The organism is Bifidobacterium myosotis (assembly GCF_002259745.1).
GTDB classification, from domain to species: Bacteria; Actinomycetota; Actinomycetes; order Actinomycetales; family Bifidobacteriaceae; genus Bifidobacterium; species Bifidobacterium myosotis.
This window is the reverse complement of sequence record NZ_MWWW01000004.1, coordinates 103,725-123,481: the sequence shown is the minus strand read 5'-3', so window position 1 is coordinate 123,481 and position 19,757 is coordinate 103,725. Positions and strand designations below refer to the sequence as shown.

General features: G+C 62.3%; 15 protein-coding genes and 1 tRNA gene. 12 read left to right on the top strand and 4 right to left on the bottom strand.

Annotation, left to right across the window (positions count from 1 at the left end; genetic code table 11):
- Nucleotides 1-725: 725 nt before the first annotated feature.
- The 3 genes from BMYO_RS02095 to mmsB all read left to right on the top strand — a co-directional run bounded on the left by BMYO_RS02095 (nt 726) and on the right by mmsB (nt 4,909).
- Complete coding sequence (locus BMYO_RS02095) at nt 726-1,841, top strand: substrate-binding domain-containing protein (protein ID WP_094666931.1); 1,116 nt, start codon at nt 726-728, stop codon at nt 1,839-1,841.
- Nucleotides 1,842-2,032: 191 nt separating this feature from the next.
- A complete protein-coding gene (locus BMYO_RS02090; protein ID WP_233428066.1) occupies nt 2,033-3,574 on the top strand; it encodes a sugar ABC transporter ATP-binding protein in 1,542 nt (513 codons plus the stop codon).
- Between the two features lie 120 nt (nt 3,575-3,694).
- Nucleotides 3,695-4,909, top strand: a complete 1,215-nt coding sequence (gene mmsB, locus BMYO_RS02085; RefSeq protein WP_094666929.1) for a multiple monosaccharide ABC transporter permease — start codon at nt 3,695-3,697, stop codon at nt 4,907-4,909.
- Between the two features lie 1,211 nt (nt 4,910-6,120).
- Here mmsB and BMYO_RS02080 read toward each other — a convergent pair.
- The 3 genes from BMYO_RS02080 to BMYO_RS02070 form a co-directional block, all read right to left on the bottom strand.
- Nucleotides 6,121-6,465, bottom strand: coding sequence for a hypothetical protein (locus BMYO_RS02080; RefSeq protein ID WP_094666928.1), 345 nt, complete (start codon nt 6,463-6,465; stop codon nt 6,121-6,123).
- A 398-nt stretch (nt 6,466-6,863) separates the two neighbouring features.
- On the bottom strand, nt 6,864-7,208 hold the full coding sequence (locus tag BMYO_RS11990; RefSeq protein ID WP_233428032.1) for a hypothetical protein: 345 nt from the start codon (nt 7,206-7,208) through the stop codon (nt 6,864-6,866).
- A 508-nt stretch (nt 7,209-7,716) separates the two neighbouring features.
- The gene (locus BMYO_RS02070; protein ID WP_094666927.1) at nt 7,717-9,237 is read right to left on the bottom strand and encodes a xylulokinase; all 1,521 of its coding nucleotides are present in this window, start codon (nt 9,235-9,237) and stop codon (nt 7,717-7,719) included.
- A gap of 218 nt (nt 9,238-9,455) precedes the next feature.
- On the opposite strand from BMYO_RS02070, the gene BMYO_RS02065 reads away from it, so the two are divergent.
- The 5 genes from BMYO_RS02065 (at nt 9,456) to prmC (ending at nt 13,978) form a co-directional block, all read left to right on the top strand.
- Nucleotides 9,456-10,682 (top strand): ROK family transcriptional regulator, encoded by a 1,227-nt coding sequence (locus tag BMYO_RS02065; protein ID WP_094666926.1) that lies wholly within the window; start codon nt 9,456-9,458, stop codon nt 10,680-10,682.
- 185 nt (nt 10,683-10,867) lie between these two features.
- Nucleotides 10,868-10,944, top strand: a tRNA-Ile gene (locus tag BMYO_RS02060).
- Between the two features lie 360 nt (nt 10,945-11,304).
- Nucleotides 11,305-11,517 carry a 50S ribosomal protein L31 gene (rpmE, locus tag BMYO_RS02055; RefSeq protein WP_094666925.1) on the top strand — a complete coding sequence of 71 codons (213 nt, stop codon included), beginning with the start codon at nt 11,305-11,307 and terminating at the stop codon, nt 11,515-11,517.
- A 200-nt stretch (nt 11,518-11,717) separates the two neighbouring features.
- On the top strand, nt 11,718-12,806 hold the full coding sequence (gene prfA / locus BMYO_RS02050) for a peptide chain release factor 1 (protein WP_094666924.1): 1,089 nt from the start codon (nt 11,718-11,720) through the stop codon (nt 12,804-12,806).
- A 293-nt stretch (nt 12,807-13,099) separates the two neighbouring features.
- Nucleotides 13,100-13,978 carry a peptide chain release factor N(5)-glutamine methyltransferase gene (gene prmC / locus BMYO_RS02045; protein ID WP_094666923.1) on the top strand — a complete coding sequence of 293 codons (879 nt, stop codon included), beginning with the start codon at nt 13,100-13,102 and terminating at the stop codon, nt 13,976-13,978.
- Nucleotides 13,979-14,072: 94 nt separating this feature from the next.
- On the opposite strand, the gene BMYO_RS02040 is transcribed toward prmC, so the two are convergent.
- The gene (locus BMYO_RS02040) at nt 14,073-14,834 is read right to left on the bottom strand and encodes a sugar O-acetyltransferase (RefSeq protein WP_094666922.1); all 762 of its coding nucleotides are present in this window, start codon (nt 14,832-14,834) and stop codon (nt 14,073-14,075) included.
- Between the two features lie 157 nt (nt 14,835-14,991).
- Here BMYO_RS02040 and BMYO_RS02035 point away from each other — a divergent pair, with 157 nt between their 5' ends.
- The 4 genes from BMYO_RS02035 to orn all read left to right on the top strand — a co-directional run bounded on the left by BMYO_RS02035 (nt 14,992) and on the right by orn (nt 19,730).
- Nucleotides 14,992-15,660 (top strand): L-threonylcarbamoyladenylate synthase, encoded by a 669-nt coding sequence (locus tag BMYO_RS02035; protein ID WP_094666921.1) that lies wholly within the window; start codon nt 14,992-14,994, stop codon nt 15,658-15,660.
- Nucleotides 15,657-16,952 carry an MraY family glycosyltransferase gene (locus BMYO_RS02030; RefSeq protein ID WP_233428031.1) on the top strand — a complete coding sequence of 432 codons (1,296 nt, stop codon included), beginning with the start codon at nt 15,657-15,659 and terminating at the stop codon, nt 16,950-16,952. The genes BMYO_RS02035 and BMYO_RS02030 overlap by 4 nt, the downstream gene beginning before the upstream one ends.
- Nucleotides 16,953-17,283: 331 nt before the next feature.
- A complete protein-coding gene (gene guaB, locus BMYO_RS02025; protein WP_094666920.1) occupies nt 17,284-18,837 on the top strand; it encodes an IMP dehydrogenase in 1,554 nt (517 codons plus the stop codon).
- Between the two features lie 242 nt (nt 18,838-19,079).
- Nucleotides 19,080-19,730, top strand: a complete 651-nt coding sequence (gene orn / locus BMYO_RS02020) for an oligoribonuclease (RefSeq protein ID WP_094666919.1) — start codon at nt 19,080-19,082, stop codon at nt 19,728-19,730.
- Nucleotides 19,731-19,757: the final 27 nt, after the last annotated feature.

Here is a 19,757-nt window from a genome sequence, read left to right as displayed (position 1 = left end):
GCGCATGCGATGTCCCATCGCCTATATGCGAAACGCCGTTCTGCCTTCGGGTGGGGCGGCGTTTCGCATGTGTGTGATGAGTGAGTTTGGTGGGCGCATCGTTCTGTTGTCGGTGGGCGAGGTGATGCGCCGATACTACGCTGGACGTCGATGAGTGCATCGCTCTGTTGGCGCTGAGCGAGGGCGAATTTGCGGAGTGTCCGTGAGATGTATGGGCGTGGCCGTATGGAGTGTGTGCTGTGCGTTCGTGCGTCGGATTGCGTTGACTGTTGTGGGTTGTGTCAAACTGCGTCAAACTGCGACGGCCTGTTGTGGGTTGCGTCAGGTGGTCGTGGCTGCCGTGGGCCGGCGTAGGCTGTTGCGGACTGTTGTGAACTGGCGCGCAAGCGTGATCCCCGCGCGTGTAACCGGTGCAATGCTTCTGGCCTGGGTCCGAGGTGCTCTTCGTTCATGCATGGATGTCGGCGTGTCGCGATTTTTCGGTGCTGGTGGGCGGTGTGCCAATAGCCTCCGAGAACGTTGAAAATACGTCACTGTTACCGTTCACATTTAGTTAGTGCAATGAATCAAATAAAGCAAAAACCGCGCGATTTCAGCGTAAATGACCGATTGGCAATTGTTAAATCAAAAAACTATATGGTATATTTCTAACAGGTTCGGCAATGGTTGCCAGACCGCAAGGAAGAGGAAACAAACAGTTCCTATCAATGACGAAAGGAATTCCCATGAACAAGTGGACCAAGGTGCTCGGCGTCGTTGCCGCGACCGCCATGCTCGTCCCGCTGGCCGCCTGCGGAGGTGGCACCCGCGGCAGCACCACGGCAGGTGGTGATGGCGGCAGTGGCGACACCGTCAAGGTCGGCATTTCCATGCCTGAGCAGATGCTCGAGCGCTGGAAGATCGATGGCGAGAACCTGAAGAAGCAGCTTGAGGGCTATGGCTACGAGGTCACCCTCCAGTACGCCGATGGCAAGACCGATCTGCAGACCTCCCAGATTCAGAACATGGCCAACAACGGCATGAACTACGTGGTCATCGCTTCCATCGACGGTACCGCCACGGGTGCTGCGGCCGAGCAGGTGGCCGCCAATGGCGGCAAGGTCATCGCCTATGACCGCCTGATCATGAACACCGACGCCGTGGACTACTACGCCACCTTCTCCCTCGAGGACGTCGGCAAGATGCAGGGCGAGTATATCGAGCAGAAGCTTGGTCTCAAGGATGGGCAGAAGGGCCCGTTCAACGTCGAGCTCATGGCTGGTTCCCCGACCGACAACAACGCCGGCTACTACTTCAAGGGCGCTTGGGACGTGCTCGGACCGTACTTCAAGTCCGGCGTGCTGCAGTCCAAGTCCGGCAAGGTCCCGTCCTCCGCGGATGACTGGCAGTCCATCGGCATCGACAACTGGGATCGTCAGAAGGCCCAGAACGAGATGGAGAACCGCATCAACTCCTTCTACAACGACGGCACCAAGCTGGACGCCGTCCTCGCCCAGAACGACGCCGAGGCCACCGGTACCTACAACACCGTAGAGGCCGCCGGCTGGGACTACTACCCGATCATCACCGGACAGGACGCCGAGAAGGCCAACGTTCAGGCCATCGTTCAGGGCAAGCAGGCCATGACGGTCTACAAGGACACCCGCGAGCTGGCCAAGGCCACCGCCGAGATGATCAAGGCCCTCGTGGACGGCAAGGAGCCGGAAGCCCCCGATACCTTCAACAATGGCAACAAGGACGTTCCGTCCCAGCTGCTGACCCCGGTCACCGTGGACAAGGACAACCTCAAGGAAGTCCTCGTTGATGGCGGCTACATTTCCGCCGCCGACGCCGGCCTGTGATCGGATCGGAAGCCGAACGCAAGCCAATAGCGACGGAAGCGATGGAATAGGGCTGTAAACAGGCCCGGACATCAGCTCACAGAACAGGAGGCGCCGCACTGCATCGATGCGGTACGGCGCCTTCGCCATGCACAGGGACATTACTATCGGAGGAGGTAACTGTGGCTACGAATGGTGACGTGATTCTTGAGATGCGTCATATCGTGAAGCGTTTCGGTCCGGTCACCGCGTTGAATGATGTGAATATCACGGTCAAGAGGGGCCAGATATTCTCGATCTGCGGTGAGAACGGTGCCGGCAAGTCGACTTTGATGAACGTGCTGTCGGGCGTGTATCCGTACGGCACCTACGAGGGCGACATCATCTACAACGGCGAGACCTGCAAGTTCAGGACGATTCGCGATTCCGAGGAGAAGGGCATCGTGATTATCCACCAGGAGCTCGCGCTCGTGCCTTACATGTCAATCCAGGAGAACATCTTCCTGGGCAACCAGAAGAAGAAGGGCATCGCCATCGACGCGGACGAGCAGCGTCGCATCGCCTACGAGGTGATGAGGAAGGTCGGTCTGGACGAGAACCCGGACACCCTGATCTCGAACATTGGCGTGGGCAAGCAGCAGCTGGTCGAGATCGCCAAGGCCCTGACCAAGAATGTGAAGCTCCTCATCCTGGACGAGCCGACCGCGGCCCTGAACGACGAGGATTCCAGGAACCTGCTCGACCTGATCGACGGGCTGCGCCGCGAGCAGGGCATCACGGCGATCATCATCTCGCACAAGCTCAACGAGATCGCCTATTCGGCCGACGCGGTGCAGGTGATCCGCGACGGCCAGACAATCAGCCACATCGACATCGACGCGGCGCACCCGCTTGACCAGGACGTCCTGATCCGCGACATGGTCGGCCGTCCGCTGACCAACCGGTACCCGGTGCACGAGTCGCACATCGGCAAGGAGATGTTCCGCGTCGAGGACTGGAAAATGCACCACCCGCTCGACGAGACGCGCCTGGTGTCCAACGACGTGAGCTTCAACGCGCGCGCGGGCGAGATCGTCGGGTTCGCCGGACTGATCGGCGCGGGCCGCACCGAGACCATGATGAGCGTGTTCGGCCGCCAGTACGGCACCAACGCGTCCGGCCGCATCTTCGTGGAGGGCAAGGAGGTCAGATTCCCGACCGTGCGCAGCGCGATCGACCATGGCGTGGCCTACGCGACCGAGGACCGCAAGGTGTACGGCCTGAACCTCATGAAGACCATCCGCGAGAACACGTCCCTGGCGAGCCTCAAGGAACTGGCGAGCAGGCTGGGCGTGGTCGACGAGACGCGAGAGAAGCAGACGGCCGAGAAGTACCGCAAGGAGTTCCGCACCAAGGCGCCGACCATCGAGATGCCCGCCGGCAACCTGTCGGGCGGCAACCAGCAGAAGGTCGTGCTCGCCAAGTGGATGGCCACCAACCCGAAGGTCCTGATCCTGGACGAGCCGACGCGAGGCATCGACGTGGGCGCCAAGTACGACATCTACGAGATCATCGACCAGCTGGCCGACTCCGGGTCCGCGGTGATCGTGGTCAGCTCCGAACTGCCCGAGCTGCTGGGCATCTGCGACCGCATCTACACGATGAGCGGCGGCAGGATCACCGGAAACTTCAACGCGAAGACCACCAGCCAGGAGGAACTCATGCGATACATGACCTCCGCAACACCCCTGCCCAAAGACCAGGCGTTCGCCTGAGCCGTTCGCCATACGTTCGCCATATTGACGGGCCGGCCGGCGGAAACGGCACAGCAGCCGCGTCATCGGGACCCGCCCGCATTCCATGTGCTTTTCGTTCTTTGAAAGGATAATCTTCAAATGTCTACCGCAACCGTAACCCCCGCAGCCAAGAAGGGCGGCGAGGAACAAAGCCTCAAGTCCCTGCTGCTGGGCAACATGCGCTCCTATGGCATCTACCTCGCCCTTGTGCTGGTCATCATCGTCTTCCAGATTCTGACCGCCGGGCGTCTCCTCAACCCCAATAATGTGGTCGCCCTGTTCCAGCAGAACGCGTATGTGCTCATCGCCGCCATCGGTATGCTGATGATCATCATCGCCACCCACATCGACCTGTCCGTGGGCTCCGTGGTCGCCTTCATCGGCGGCGTCGGCGCTCTGGCCATGAAGCACGGCGTGCCGTGGTGGGCCGCAATCCTGCTCATGATCGTCATCGGCCTGCTCATCGGTGCATGGCACGGCTTCTGGGTCGCCTACGTCGGCGTCCCCGGCTTCGTCACCACCCTGGGCGGCATGCTCATCTTCCGTGGTCTTGCCACCGTTGTGGCCGGCGAATCCATCCCGGTCTCCAACTCCGCTTTCCGTGCCATCTCCAAGGATTACCTGCCCACCATCTTCGTCGGACAGTTTGCCCTGACCGCATTGATCGTCGGCATCGCCGCCATCGTGCTCGTGATTTGGAGCCAGCTGACCAAGCGCGCCAAGGCCGTCAAGAACGGTCTGCCCGCCCAGCCGATGAGCTTCGTCATCCTCAAGTGCGTGGTCGCCGCGCTCGCCATTGGTTACGTGACCTATCTGCTGGCCATGTCCGGCAATGCCACCCAGGGCGGCATCCCGATCGTGCTGGTGATCATCGGCGTGCTGGTGTGCGTGTACTACTTCGTGCTCAACCGCATGGTCTTCGGCCGCAACGTGTACGCCGTGGGCGGTAACCGTAAGGCCGCCATTCTCTCCGGTATCGACACCAAGAAGGTCGACTTCGAGATCTTCCTGAATATGGGCTTCCTGGTCTCCATCGCCTCCATCATCACCCTCTCCCGTCTCGCCTCCGCCTCCGCGCAGACCGGTATGGAGTTCGAGATGGATGCCATCGCCGCCTGCTTCATCGGCGGCACGGCCGTCACCGGCGGCATCGGCACCATCCCGGGCGCCATGGTCGGCGCCCTGATCATGGGCGTGCTCAACCAGGGCCTGTCCATCATGGGTGTGGACGCCGCCTGGGTCAAGACCATCAAGGGCCTCGTCGTCATCGCCGCCGTCGCCTACGACCTGCTCTCCAAGAAGAAGAAGGGCTGACCTCTATAGAACGTGGTTGATGACCGGTTTTTAGCCGATTTGCAACCACGAGGATAGGAATCGATAGTTCCCACTCCTCCTCCGAAAGGGATGTCGTTTCGACGGCATCCCTTTTCCGTGCTTTCGGTTCCGTTCCGGTGCGGGCTCGGTTTGAGGCTTGGCTTTGCACATGATTGATGGAGCGGGCCGTTCGGCAGGTAGCGTTAGGTCGGCAGCGATAGGTCAGGTTTGAGCAGTTGCGATGAGTGTGCTGTGCTGCGCGCTGCGCTCTGCCTGAGGATCAAGAGTATTTTGTGGGCGTTGCGGGCGACGGAGGCGGGGCGATGGAGATGACCTTGGGGCACGGGAATGTGGGTGCTGCCGCCGATTTGGAGTTGTGATTGTGCCTTCGGGTTGCGGTTGGTTTGTTGCGTGGGAAGCGTTCGGCGATGATGCCGATCATTGGAGGTTTTTGGTTCCGGTTGATGTTGGTTCTGGGCTTCTGGTTTTCGGACGCGTGATTCTGTGCGTTGTTGTGAGGCCATGCTGTGGTGGTATGGCTTCGCTGGCATGCCTGTGGGCGGGGTGATTGGGCCATGGACTGGCTTCGTGGTGATGCTGGGCGGCTGAGCGTCGTTGTGGAGCCAGTGGGTGGCTGTTTGGCGACGCCTGGTGGGCTGTTTTCGGTGTTGGGCGGCCAGTGGTTGGTATGGTGACGACGCTGAGCGTGTCAGTGGTGTCGGGGAGCCAGTGGGTGGCTGTTTGGCGACTCTTGGTGGGCTGTTTTCGGTGTTGGGAGGCCAGTGGTTGGTATGGCAGCGACGCTGAGTGCGTCAGCGGTGTCGGGGAGCCAATGGATGGTTGTTTGGCGACGCCGGAAAGGGGCTCAGCGTCGTAGAGCGGCCGGTCACTGGCCTGATGGCGACGATACGGAGAATAAGCGGCGACCAGACGACGGTGTAGATGCCGTATGAGACGCGGTCTGGATGCCGTTTGGGTGCCGTACTGAGGCGGTACAGGTGTCGTATGAACCCCAACTGAGGCGGTACCGAGGCAATATGGATGCGGGCAGAGGCGCGATGGCATAGGCTCGATATGGAGTGCGCGGGAAAGAACATGTCCGTGCCGAATCGGTCATGCCTTCAGCGTTGTCGGTAAGATTCCCTAGCTCCGAAGAGATTCCCCATCACTCGAATCGACCATAGGAATTACGAACCGAAGTCGAGGGAATCCTACTTCCGCTTGGCTTTTTTGACGCGCTTGGCCTTGGGGGCCGGCTTCTTTGGCTCAAGAAACGGCCACTTGGCCAAGGCCCAGACGTGGAACGGCGGAATCTTGCCGATGGCGAAGCCAATGACCAGGCCGATCACGATGGCCCAGGTCTCAAGATCGCGTCCGGCGATGAGCAGGCCGATGAACACCAAGGCGATGATGAAGCACATCATCTGTGACGCGCGCGACTGCTTGGTGGTCACCTGATCAGCCTTCATCGGGATGAGGCCGAGAAACACGCCGCAGGGTATGCAGACAATGCCCAGTACCACGCTGATGACGATTCCCATGGTTGCTGAATCCATGACGCTCCTTTGTATCTGTACTTTGCGGCGATGATACCCCGCGGATGTTCCATGCGCATGAAACGGACCACGGACGCAGGATTAGTCTGCGTCTTAGACCCGGGTGAACTGACTACCTTTCAGACTACCCCTCGGGCCCGCTTACCTGCCCTATCCAGTGGTCTGTCTCCGCAATTGTTTGAGTGGTGTCGGCCCTCTCTGATGAGGGGGCCGACTGAAGCTGATTGGGGGAGGGAAAAGCTGAAGCCCTCATTAAGAGACGGACCACTAGTCCTGCAAGGTATGGACGCGCTGTGCGCTCAGCCTGCAGCCCGTACGTGCCCGCACGCAGATCCACTGTCTGCTTCACGACAACGCTCTGACAGGGGAGTGAGAATACTTTTCACAGGACACTAACGTCAGTCTGCGGGGGCTTTGGCATCATCTGTGGATTTGGCTTTTCCGCCATTCTTGGCATCGTCCTCAACTTCGGCCGTAGTGCTGGACTCATCATCCTCGTCATCGGCCGTCTCGGACGGTTCCTGCCCATCCTCGTCGTCGTTCTTGCCCGGCTGCCGCCACCAGAGAATCAGCGCGTTGGCCGCGCAGTACACGGCAGCGATGCCGATGCAGACCAGAAAGATGATGTTCGAGGTGCTGATCATCGTGCCATCGGTCATCGATTCCTGCACGGATTGCCAGATCCAGACCACGCAGGCCACTGCGGTCAAGGCGTACAGCATCATACGGGAGCGGTCGTTCATAGGAATCTCCAGACTTCAACAAACCTCATGATTATAGCGCATCCTCGCATTCAGCCCCAGCTTAAAGGGGAAGCGGATAGGGCCGATCCCAGTCGGGGCCCGAATCGTAGGTCCTGGTCGCAAGTTCCAATCGTCGATTCCAATCGGCGGCCTGAATCGCAAGTCCCATTGCAAGTTCAAATTGGAAGACTGGATTGCGGGTTCCCAATCGCAAGTCCAAATCGCAAGGCAGAACGATGCCCGCTCGTCGTATCGGTGCACTAATGGTCCATCTCTTAAATGATTGAGAGTTTCAGCTTTTCTCTCCCCCAGTCAGCTTCGCTGACAGCCTCCTCATCAGCGAGGGCCGATACTACTCAAACAATTGCGAGACGGATCACTAATCGGTGCACTAATCAACTGAGGGCCGCCGTCCAAGAAAGGACGACGGCCCTTATGTGAGCCCTTGTGCGCGCCTCAACCTACGGCCGGTCAGGTTCGCCGTCCGCCTGCTGAACCCGCACTACCCTCAGCCGCGGGCCTTGGCGTAGGCGGCGTAGACGGCCTCGGTGGGCTCGCCGGTCTCCACGCCTTCGATATTGAGCTTCCAAGCCGGCGGTTCAGCCTCGCCGGAGAGCACCCAGGCGGCCTGACGGGCGGCGCCGATGGCCACATACTCGTCAGTGGCCGGACGGGTCACGTCCATGCCGAGGATCGAGGGGGCCAGCGTGCGAATCGCCACGGATTTCGCGCCGCCGCCGATCAGAAGGATGCGGCCGATCTTCGCGCCGAGCGAGCGGATGAGCTCCAGGCAGTCGCGCTGGGAGCACAGCAGACCTTCGACGAATGCGCGGGCCAGATTCTCCTTGGTGGTGTTGTGCAGCGTCAGGCCCGTGAGCGAGGCGGTGGCGTCCGGACGGTTCGGCGTGCGCTCGCCGTCGAAATACGGCACCAGCGTGATGCCGCCCGCGCCCGGCTCGGACTTGAACGCCAGCTCGGCCAGCTCGTCGTAATCCACTCCAAGAGCCGCGCGGCCGGCATCGAGGATGCGCGAACCGTTGATGGTGCAGGCCAGCGGCAGGTAATGGCCGGTGCAGTCGGCGAATCCGGAGACGGCGCCCGTCAGGTCGTACACAGGGTTCTCGGCGATGGCGGCGGCCACGCCGGAGGTGCCCAGGGAGATGGACACATCGCCCACAGCCATGCCCAGGCCCAGCGAGGCCATCGCGTTGTCGCCGCCGCCGGGTCCCAGAATGCATCCGCCTTCAACGTCCTTGCCGGCGATGGACGGCTCGGCCTTCACCGCTGCGGCCTCGGTGGGACCGAGCACGGTGGGCAGCACGATTCGTTCGGCGTGCTCGCGCGCGACGTCCTCGCCCTCGGCGGCGGCCAGCACCATGGCGATGAGGTCGCGACGGTACTCGTTGTGTGCGGCGTCGTAGTAGATGGTGCCCGAAGCGTCCGAACGGTCGGTGAACAGCGCATCGAGATGCGCGTCCTCGCCCTCGGCCACAGGACCGTAGCCGGCGATACGCCAGCTCAGCCAGTCGTGCGGCAGACAGATGGCCGCGATCTTCTTGGCGTTGTCGGGCTCGTTCTCGGCGACCCATGCCACCTTGGTCAGGGTGTAGGAGGCGACGGGGGAGGAGCCGACGGCCTTGACCCAGCGTTGCTTGCCGCGGGCGGTCACGTCCTCCGGCTCGCCGTCCTCGGCCGGGGCCTCGCCGAGACGATCGATAAGTGCGGCGGCCTGCGGGGCGGAGCTGATGTCGTTCCACAGCATGGCGTCGCGGATCACGTTGCCCTGCTCGTCCAGAATCACCATGCCGTGCTGCTGCCCGCCGACCGCGAGAGCCGCCACGTCATCCAGGCCGCCGGCCTGTTCGGCGGCCTTCAGGAACGCCTCCCACCAGAATTCCGGGTTGACCGAGGTGCCGTCCGGGTGCTTGGCCTGACCGAAACGAACCAGTTCACCTGTTTCGGCGTCCGTGATACGGACTTTTGTTGATTGGGTTGACGTATCCACGCCGGCGACCAGTGTTTGCGCCATATTCTCCTCCTCGGTGAGGTTCGCACGTCGGGGCTCGACGCGCCATAATCAATAAGTTAGACGATTAAACTATACTGTATCTCAGGTTGCGTTTGCAAGCTGGAACACGCGAAGAGGCGTGCAGGTCCAATCGTTGTGTCGCACAATGAATAAGGAAATGTCATGTGTGCGCTCACATCGATGCGGGTAAGGTCGGGCTCCAAGGAAAGGCGGGCGAGATGGCGGGTCTACGCAGAATCAATCAGGAAGACTTGCGCAACCATAATCTCTCGGTCACATTGGACACCCTGTTGCGCGCGCGGCGGCCGATGAGCCGTGCGGATCTGGCCAAGGAGACGGGACTGACCAAGGCCACCATGTCCCTGCTGGCCTCGATGCTGCTTGACGGCAACGTGATCGAGGAAGGCGAGCCGGTGGTGCTCACCACCTACGGCCGCCCCAGCACGCCGCTCAAGGTGCGAGGCGGCACCATCGCGGGCATCGGACTGCAGATTAACACCGACGGCTACGGTTGCCTTGCTCTCGACCTCAACGGGGACACGCTCGGCCGGGAGTGGGTGAGCGCGGACATGACGGACACCGATCCGTATGAGATCTTCGCCAAGCTCGATGCCATGACCTTCCCGCTGGAAAGCCGGCTCAAACGACGCGGCTGCAAGGTGGTGGGCGCCGGTCTCGCGCTGCCGGGCATTGTGACCGACGACATGTGGCTGCTGGTGGCCCGCAACCTCGGCTGGGAGAACGTGAACCTGACCCGGTTCAACGTGGTGCGCCGGCTGGACGTGGTGGCCGGAAACGAGGCCAAGATGGCCGCCATCGCGCAGATTCCGGGATATGCCACTGAACGCGCCGCATTCCTCAACGTGGTGGACCGCATGGATTCGTTCGTGTACCTTTCCACGGATATCGGCATCGGCGGCGCGGTGGTGCGTGACGGCGAGGTGGTGACCGGATCGCATGGCTTCGCCGGGGAGGTCGGCCACCTGTCCGTCGCGATGGATGGGCCGCTGTGCCGGTGCGGTCGTCACGGATGCTTGGAATCGTTTGCCGGCCGCCGTGCGCTGGTCGAAGCCGCGGGCATCGCCACCGACGAGGAGGCGACCAGCAGCGAGGCCATCGACAAGTTCCTCCAACGTTGGCGCTCCGGTGACCCGCAGGTGGCCAAAGTGGTGGATAGGGCCGTGGACGCGCTGGTTTCCGCCATCGCCTCCGCCGTGAACATGGTGGATGTGGACACCGTGCTGCTCGGCGGTCTGTGGACGCATTTCGGCGACGAGCTGGCCAACGTGCTCGAAAGCCGGCTGCGCTCCGAGATCCTTGGCTATCCGAATGTGAAGATTCGTGTGTTCGTGCCGCCTGTGGCCGAGCATCCCTCGCTGTATGGCGCGGCCGAGATGGGTCTGCGACGGTTCATCGACAATCCGCTGGCGTATATCGCGCAATAGTGCAATAGTGCAATGGCTTGGCGGGTCGCTCTTCCGTCGCTTTGTGATGTCGGCGGGCCGGATTCGACCTGATTCTTCGGTGATTCCCGAAGGCGCGCCTCTGTGGGAGTGGCTTCCGGCTGCCTGCGTGTTACACTGTACAGGTTGGTTTTCCGTGGGGCGGTACGTCGCGCGGCGGCCAGCGTGGGGCCATAGCTCAGTCGGTTAGAGCATCGGACTCATAATCCGCCGGTCCAGGGTTCAAGCCCCTGTGGCCCCACCATATTCCGTGCAGGCCGGATGCCCTGTGCCGTGGAGTCGTTGGCAAATTATGGCTGCCCCTGACTGTCCTCGGGCATGCTTCAGTCCCGCTTCGTAGGCCAGTTCATCTGCGATTATGGACGTGCCGCTCGCAATCAATTGGCTCGCCTACTGGCTTGTGCGTTACCGGCAAGCAGCTCCGGTCTGCTTCATGGCAACGTTCGGGCAAAGGGAGCCGAACAATGCAATCAGTGGTCTTTCGACGCGGGACATGAGGCATCCGCGATTCGTCCACATGCGCGAGTATCATCCCAAAGGTTCCGGTTCACGCATGCCATAGGGGCGTGCGACCCGGGTCCCCCGAATCATTAGGAGACGTAAAATGAAGCAGGGTATCCATCCTGATTATCACCCCGTTGAGGTGACTTGCTCGTGCGGCAACACTTTCGTGACCCGCACCGCTGGCAACGGCGATCACATGTTCGTTGACGTGTGCTCCAGCTGCCACCCCTTCTACACCGGCAAGCAGAAGATTCTCGACACCGGTGGCCGCGTTGCTCGCTTCGAGAAGCGCTACGGCAAGAAGAGCAAGTAGCAGACTTCACGCCAGTCCATATGGCTCGGCATGCTTCGGCATGCCCGCCGGGACTGGCGTTTTTGTATCTTTTCCCATCACTCCGCTCGTCGCCCGCGTCATCGCGACTGCGACATCAGATGATTGATTGCGCCGGCTGATGGCTCTCCGGCCCATCCTGGTATCCCACGGAAAAACAAAGACCTACGGAAAGAAGCGTCATGGCAGACGAACAGTTCCCGGCGGCGGCGACCGCACTCGAGGAGTACAACTCCATCGAACAGCAGATGGCAAGCCCTGAAATCGTGTCCAATCCGGACAAGCTGCGCAAGCTGGGGCGTCGTCATGCCGAACTCGGCTCCATCGTGAGCGCCTACAAGTCCTGGCTGCAGGTCAAGGATGATCTCGAGGCGGCCCGCGAAATGGCCTCCGAGGACGCGGACTTCGCCGCCGAGGCCAAGCGTCTCGAGTCCGAATTGCCGGCCGTGGAGGAGAAGCTGAGGACCGCGCTCATTCCGCGCGATCCGGATGATGCGCGCGACACCATCATGGAGATCAAGGCCGGCACCGGCGGCGAGGAGGCCGCACTGTTCGCCGGCGACCTGCTGCGCATGTACACGCGTTACGCGGAGAAGCGCGGCTGGACCGTCTCCGTGCAGTCTGAGAACACCACCGAGCTCGGCGGCGTCAAGGACGTGCAGATCGCCATTCGCGCCAAGGGCACCCCCGCACCGGAGGACGGCGTGTGGGCGTCGATGAAGTACGAGGGTGGTGTGCACCGTGTGCAGCGCATCCCCGTCACCGAATCGCAGGGCCGCATCCAGACCTCCGCGGCCGGCGTGATCGTGTTCCCCGAGGCCGATGAGGACGATGACGAGATTGAAATCGATCCGAAGGATCTGAAGATCGACATCTTCATGAGCTCCGGCCCCGGCGGCCAGTCCGTGAACACCACGTATTCCGCGGTGCGCATGACGCACATCCCCACCGGCATCGTCGTGAGTATGCAGGACGAGAAGTCGCAGATCCAGAACCGCGCCTCCGCGCTACGCGTGCTCAAGTCCCGCCTGTTGGCGATGAAGCACGAGCAGGAGGCCGCCGAAGCCGCCGACATGCGTCATTCGCAGGTGCGTTCGCTGGACCGCTCCGAGCGCATTCGCACCTATAACTTCCCGGAGAACCGCATCGTGGACCATCGCACGAACTACAAGGCGTACAACCTTGACGCGGTGCTCAACGGCGACCTGCAGGCCGTCATCGACTCCGACATCCAGGCCGACGAGGCCGAGCGTCTCGCCAATCAGAAGTGACGATGGCCGGTCCGGCGTTGGGCGGCACATACGATGCGCGGCACACTCGAGGCCGTTTGGCCAAGCCTACAGTCGCGCATCGCATGTGCCGCCCAACGCCTCCTTTCGCGTGATTGCATTGCGTTTGACTGTTGAACAGGGGAGCGTGGATGTGATTTCGGTTGGCTTTGGCTGCCATATGTGATGTCCGACTGTAGGCTTGGCCAAACGGCCTTGAGCGTGTCGGACATCACGTATGGCAGCCAAAGCCTTCAGCTGGCGATTGCGATGTGTACATAGACGGAAGAGGAACAATGGGTGTTGCTGACGTGATTCGTTCGTCTGCGGCCGAGCTGCGTGAGGCGGGTATCGAGACGCCGGAGCATGACGTGAAGCTGCTGATGGCCGAGGCCGCGGGCATCGAGCTGAGGGATGTGGATAAGGCGCTGCTGATGGGCTCGGAACTCGGCTATGACGCCGACCGCTTCCAGTCGATGCTGGCACGCAGGGCCAAACGCGAACCGTTGCAGTACATCGTAGGGCACGTGTCGTTCCGGTACCTCGACCTCAAGGTCGGTCCCGGCGTGTTCATTCCGCGTCCGGAGACCGAAACCGTGGTGCAGGCCGGCCTTGACTGGCTCACCCGCCACGGCATGATGACCCCGCTCGTGGTGGACCTGTGCGCCGGATCGGGTGCCATCGGTCTGTCCGTGGCCACGGAGGTGCCGGGCAGTCGTGTCTGGGCCGTGGAATTGGCGCCCCATACCGCCGAATGGACCCGGCGCAACCTTGCGGAGACGGCGAAACGGTACCCTTCCATCACATCCAATTACCAGCTGGAGGTCGCCGACGCCACATCGATGGCCACTCTGGCCCATCTGGACGGCACGGTGGATATGGTCATCACCAATCCGCCGTACATTCCCGAGCTCGACGTGCCCGAACAGCCGGAAGTGCGTGACTGGGACCCCGAATTGGCGCTCTATGGCGGCTCCGCGGACGGCACGCTGATTCCCGAACGCATCATCGAACGCTCGTTCCGTCTGCTGAAGCCGGGCGGCGCGCTCGTCATGGAACATGACGTGAGCCAAGGCGACCGTCTCGTCGCCTATGCCCGGACGGCGGGCTTCGCCACCGCCATGACCGGTCGTGATTGGACCGGCCGGGACCGTTACCTGTTCGCCGAAAAGTAATTCTTTCTGGCTGAGGGAAGCCGCCACCAAACACCGACTGACGGTTGCCTGTGAATCTCTGGCTCCCCTCAGAGAGGGGAGCCAGGAGGAAGAGCTACTGCGCGTAGTACTGCAGTGCGGAGGCGTCCTTGTCGGTGATTTCGCGAATCGGACGGGCCGGGTTGCCCACAGCCACGGTGTGCGGCGGGATGTCGCGCGTGACCACCGAACCGGCACCAATCACGCAACCCTCGCCGATCGTCACGCCGCCGATCACCGTCACATTGCCGCCGAACCAGCAGTTCGAGCCGATGACAATCGGCTTGCCATACTCGTAGTCGTACATCGAACCGTCCTCGGCCTGACGCACGTTGCGATCCTGCCAGCGCATCGGGTGCATCGGCGGCAACAGCGAGACGTTCGGCCCGAACAGCACGTCGTCGCCGATGGTGACCGGGCAGCAGTCCAGCACGGTGAAGTTGAAGTTCGCGAACACGCGTTCGCCGATGGTGGTGTGACAGCCGTAATCGAAGAAGATCGGCCCCATCACGTCCAGGCCCTTGCCGTGACCGGGCAGCAGCTCGTCGAGAATGGCGCGGCGGGTGGCATGGTCGCCGCGCGGGGTGGAATTGAACCGGGTGCACAGATCGCCGGCCCGCTCGCGCAGGGCCGTGAGCTCCGGGTCAGCGGGGTTGTACAAATGCCCGGAGACCATCTCCTCATGTTCGCTGGCGCGCGGTCTGCGCAGTTCGACCGGCGGCAGCGATTCGGCGACGGGGGTTGCGGGCTCCGTGGAAGCCGCAGGATCGGCGGAAGCCGCGGGCTCGGCGGGGGCGAAGGAATCGGTGAAATCAAGGGGTTCGGCGTCGTCGCTCATGTCACGTACTCCAATATGTTGCTCAGGGAAACATAAACCGGCCCCATTGTACCTGCTTGCCGACTGCTCTCCGACTTTGGATGGGCCACCGTCCGGGCGCAATGGTGCAATGATAGATTGTGAATCAACCGGCGAACGGAGGCATGGCGTGAGTGACATGAGTAAGGGAGCGACGATGAAGGTCACGGGGGAGTCTCTGGATGAGGCGGCTCGCATCGTACGCGAGGGCGGACTCATCGTCATCCCCACGGACACGGTGTACGGCGTGGCCTGCGATCCGCGCAACACGGATGCCATCGACCGCATCTACCGGCTCAAGCGTCGCCCCCGGTACAAGGCGTTGCAGGTGCTGCTCGCCTCCACCGACGAGTTGGCCGCGATCGGCCTCGAGCTGCCGTCCCCGCTGAACCGCCTGTCCGCCGCGTTCCTGCCCGGCGCGTTTTCGCCGATTGCCGTGGCCCGTCCCGACTGCACGCTGCGGACCTTGGCCGATACCGCCGACGGACGCCCCGGCACCCAAGGCATCCGCATCCCCAACTCCGCGCTGACGCTTGATATCCTGCGCGCCACCGGACCGTTGGCCGCGTCCAGCGCCAACCGTTCCGGCGACGAAAGCGCCCAGACCGTCGAGGAGGCCGTGGAGGCCTTCGGTGACGCCGTCGACCTCTATCTGGATGGAGGGCCGACCCAGGGACATGTGTCCAGCACCGTGGTCAAGGCCGATCCGTACGCCCGTGACGGCATAGAGATCCTGCGCGAGGGCGTCATCCCGCAGGGCGTGATTCGTCAGGCCCTCCACCTCAACGGCGGGGGACTGGGCGCATGAGGATCTATCTGCTGGTTGCCGCCATCGCCGGCGGCGTCACTTGGCTGGTGACCCCGCTGATTCGTCACGTCGCCATCGAGATCGGCGCGGTGGGCGAGGTGCGCAAACGTGACGTGCATACCGTTCCCACCCCGCGCATGGGCGGTCTGGGCATGCTCATCGGCTTCGTGGTGGCGATGATTTTCGCCAGCCGTCTGCCGTTCCTATCCGGGCTGTTCGCCGGCGGCTACCAGATGTGGGTGATTCTGGCCGGTGGCGTGATGATCAGCCTGCTCGGCATGGCGGACGATCTGTGGGACCTCGACTGGATGCTCAAGCTCGCCGGTCAGCTGCTCATCTCCGTATTCGTGGCGTGGGGCGGCCTGCAGATTATCTCGCTGCCGTTGGGCGGCCAGCTGGTCACCGCAAGCCCGAGCCTGTCCATGGCCATCACCGCGTTCCTCATCGTGGCCTCGATCAACGCGGTCAACTTCGTGGACGGCTTGGATGGTCTGGCTGCGGGCATCGTGGCGATCGGCGGCATCGCGTTCGCCATATACTCCTATATCATCGCCCGATCCTCGCCGAGCTACGCCTCGCTCGCCACGCTCATCGACATCGGATTGGTGGGCATCTGCGTGGGCTTCCTGCTGCACAATTGGCATCCGGCCAAACTGTTTATGGGTGATTCCGGTTCGATGCTGCTCGGCTACCTCATCACCTGCGCATCGATTGTGATGACCGGTCGACTGGACCCAGCCTCGATTCACGCCAGCATCTATCTGCCGGTGTTCATGCCGATCCTGCTGCCGATTCTGGTGCTGTTCCTGCCGGTGCTGGACATGTGCCTGGCGATTGTGCGGCGTTTGGCCAAGGGACAGTCGCCGATGCATCCGGACCGCATGCACCTGCATCACCGCATGCTCAAGATCGGTCATTCGGTGCGTGCTGCCGTGCTCATCCTGTGGGGATGGGCGGCCCTGATCGCGTTCGGCTCGCTTATGATCCTGTTCTTCAAGGCGCAGCATGTGGCCATCGGCATGGCGGTCGCCGTGGTGGTGCTCACCATCGCCACCATGTATCCGTATCTGAAGCACCGCATCCCGGAGCTCCGGGCGGAGAACATGGCCATGGAGGCCGCGCGCAGCAAGGCGCATCACGCCGCGGCTCCTACGGCAACGGAGGCCATGGAGTCTATGGAGGCCATGGAGTCTGTGGAGACCATCGGGCAGACCGGCGGCGAGACAGGGGACGCCGCCGAAGCGCATGACGGGGAAGCCGCCGGAAACGTCGAAACGCGGAAGAACGACTGATCGGCGAGGTCGGCATTCGCGGCGTGATTTCGGTTTTGCTGCTGCGCGGCCTGAGTCCTGCGCCGGAGGCTCGTTGATTATAGTGTTCGGTTCCCCTGCCAGAGGAACCGGTCTGCAAAGCAGGACTGAGAGTAGTGAATTCGTAGCGTATTTTTGACGCGGGATACTGGGTCGGGAATCGGCCTCTGCCATACTGCTGGACAGCCATCTGCTGGACAGCCATGTTGCGGATGGGACGCCGCCGCGTCATGGGCGCGTCGTTGCTGTGCCGTCGCCGCCGCAAAACCCGTGCGTGTCGGCCAAGGTCAGTGCATGTTCATATATTGTTTACATGGCTACAAACCTCGATGAATTGAACGCCCAATCAGCGTATGCCCCCCTTCCTCCCATCTTCGCCAAGCTCGGCCTCGCTTATGACGATGTGCTGCTCCTGCCGAACGAGACGGATGTCATTCCCTCCGAAGTGGACACCACGACCCATCTGACCCGTAAGATCACGATGAAGGCCCCGGTGCTCTCCGCAGCCATGGATACCGTGACCGAGTCGGAGATGGCCATCGCCATGGCCCGCAACGGCGGCATCGGCGTGCTGCACCGCAATCTGTCCATCGACGACCAGGCCGCCCAGGTCGATGTGGTCAAGCGTTCCGAGTCCGGTATGATCACCGACCCGCTGACCGTGAACCCCGACGTCACCCTGGCCGACCTCGACAAGCTGTGCGGCAAGTTCCACATCTCCGGTCTGCCGGTGGTGGACAAGGACAACAAGCTCGTCGGCATCATCACCAACCGTGATATGCGCTTCATCCCCTCCGAGGACTACGACACCCTGAAGGTCAAGGATGTCATGACCAAGGAGAACCTCATCACCGGCCCGTCCAACATTTCCAAGGACGACGCCCACCGTCTGCTCGCCCAGCACAAGGTCGAGAAGCTGCCGCTGGTCGATGCCGAAGGTCACCTGACCGGCCTGATCACCGTCAAGGACTTCGTCAAGACCGAGCAGTACCCGGATGCTACCAAGGACGAGCAGGGCCGTCTGCGCGTGGCCGCCGGCGTCGGCTTCCTCGGCGACGCCTGGCAGCGCGCCTCCGCCCTGATGGAGGCCGGCGTGGACGTCCTCGTGGTCGACACCGCCAACGGTGAGGCCCGTCTGGCCCTCGACATGATCTCCCGCCTCAAGCACGACTCCGCTTTCGACAACGTGCAGATCATTGGCGGCAACGTGGGCACCCGTTCCGGCGCCCAGGCCATGATCGACGCCGGCGCGGACGCCGTCAAGGTCGGCATCGGCCCCGGCTCCATCTGCACCACCCGCATCGTCGCCGGCGTCGGCGTGCCGCAGCTCACCGCCGTGTACGAGGCCGCTCAGGCCTGCCGTGCGGCCGGCGTGCCGTGCATCGCCGACGGTGGCATCCATTACTCCGGCGACATCGCCAAGGCTCTGGTGGCCGGCGCATCCTCCGTGATGCTCGGCGGCACGCTCGCCGGCTGCGAGGAGGCCCCGGGCGAGAAGGTGCTCCTGCACGGCAAGCAGTACAAGCTGTACCGTGGCATGGGCTCCCTCGGCGCCATGGCCCCGCGCGGCAAGAAGTCCTACTCCAAGGACCGCTACTTCCAGGCCGACGTCACCTCCAACGACAAGGTCGTGCCGGAGGGCGTGGAAGGCGAAGTGCCGTACCGCGGACCGCTCAACGCCGTGCTCTACCAGATGATCGGCGGCCTGCACCAGTCGATGTTCTACATCGGCGCGCACAACATCGCCGAAATGAGCGAGAAGGGCCGTTTCATCCGCATCACCGACGCCGGTCTGCGCGAATCCCACCCGCACGACATCGTGATGACCGCCGAAGCCCCGAACTACTCCGGCTTCCACAACAACTGATCGCGCATCGCGTAATCATAGTTGAATTATCAACTCCTCTCGCCTCATCGCGAGGGGAGTTTTTGTATGATACCAATCCTGTGGCTCCCCTCCCTGAGGGGCCCTGGCGGCGAAGCTGACTGAGGGGAGCCAAGGGGAGCGCCGGCAATAGCCAAAGAAAGCGTTTGTATTCCCTGCGGTATAGTCTGAACTGTTCCGAGTACGAGCTATAACGAGTGATTTTCAGGGAAAAGAGGTCCACCATGGTGGATGCACATGACGCGGAAACGTACAGCGCGAAGGATTCGCGCCTGATTTGGATCGACTGCGAGATGACCGGACTCGACATCTTCGGCGGCGATGAGCTGGTCGAGGTGTCCGTGGTACCCACCGATTTCGACCTCAACGTGCTGGACGAGGGCGTGGACTACGTCATCAAGCCGAGCCAGAAGGCCGTGGACCACATGAACGACTTCGTGCGCAACATGCACACCCGTTCCGGCCTGATCAACGAGTGGGAGCATGGCCTGAGCCTCGCCGAGGCCGAGCGGAAGGTCACCGAATACGTGCTGCGCTTCACGCCCGAGGGCGTCAAGCCGCTGCTCGCCGGCAACACCATCGGAAGCGACAAGAAGTTCCTCGATCACTACATGCCGGACCTCATGAGCCACCTGCACTACCGCAGCGTGGACGTGAGCACCTTCAAGGAGCTCGCCCGCCGCTGGTACCCGGCCGTCTACGAGAACCGTCCGCCGAAGAACGGCGGCCACCGCGCCCTCGCCGACATCATCGAATCGTTGGACGAGCTACGCTACTACCGCAAGGCCTTCATGGCGCCGGTTCCCGGCCCGGACGAGGCGGAGGCCAAGGCCATCGCCGCCGAGATCGAATCCACCAGCATCCTCAACAAGTAGTACAAGTAGTACAGGAAGCGGTACCAG

Coding starts and splice junctions, on each gene's coding strand:
- BMYO_RS02035 (WP_094666921.1), top strand. CDS start 14,992: ATGAGTAAGGGAGCGACGATGAAGGTCACGGGGGAGTCTCTGGATGAG.
- prmC (WP_094666923.1), top strand. CDS start 13,100: ATGGGTGTTGCTGACGTGATTCGTTCGTCTGCGGCCGAGCTGCGTGAG.
- prfA (WP_094666924.1), top strand. CDS start 11,718: ATGGCAGACGAACAGTTCCCGGCGGCGGCGACCGCACTCGAGGAGTAC.
- BMYO_RS02070 (WP_094666927.1), bottom strand. CDS start 9,237: ATGGCGCAAACACTGGTCGCCGGCGTGGATACGTCAACCCAATCAACA.
- BMYO_RS02090 (WP_233428066.1), top strand. CDS start 2,033: ATGCGTCATATCGTGAAGCGTTTCGGTCCGGTCACCGCGTTGAATGAT.
- BMYO_RS02095 (WP_094666931.1), top strand. CDS start 726: ATGAACAAGTGGACCAAGGTGCTCGGCGTCGTTGCCGCGACCGCCATG.
- BMYO_RS02030 (WP_233428031.1), top strand. CDS start 15,657: ATGAGGATCTATCTGCTGGTTGCCGCCATCGCCGGCGGCGTCACTTGG.
- orn (WP_094666919.1), top strand. CDS start 19,080: ATGGTGGATGCACATGACGCGGAAACGTACAGCGCGAAGGATTCGCGC.
- mmsB (WP_094666929.1), top strand. CDS start 3,695: ATGTCTACCGCAACCGTAACCCCCGCAGCCAAGAAGGGCGGCGAGGAA.
- BMYO_RS02080 (WP_094666928.1), bottom strand. CDS start 6,465: ATGGATTCAGCAACCATGGGAATCGTCATCAGCGTGGTACTGGGCATT.
- BMYO_RS02040 (WP_094666922.1), bottom strand. CDS start 14,834: ATGAGCGACGACGCCGAACCCCTTGATTTCACCGATTCCTTCGCCCCC.
- rpmE (WP_094666925.1), top strand. CDS start 11,305: ATGAAGCAGGGTATCCATCCTGATTATCACCCCGTTGAGGTGACTTGC.
- guaB (WP_094666920.1), top strand. CDS start 17,284: ATGGCTACAAACCTCGATGAATTGAACGCCCAATCAGCGTATGCCCCC.
- BMYO_RS11990 (WP_233428032.1), bottom strand. CDS start 7,208: ATGAACGACCGCTCCCGTATGATGCTGTACGCCTTGACCGCAGTGGCC.
- BMYO_RS02065 (WP_094666926.1), top strand. CDS start 9,456: ATGGCGGGTCTACGCAGAATCAATCAGGAAGACTTGCGCAACCATAAT.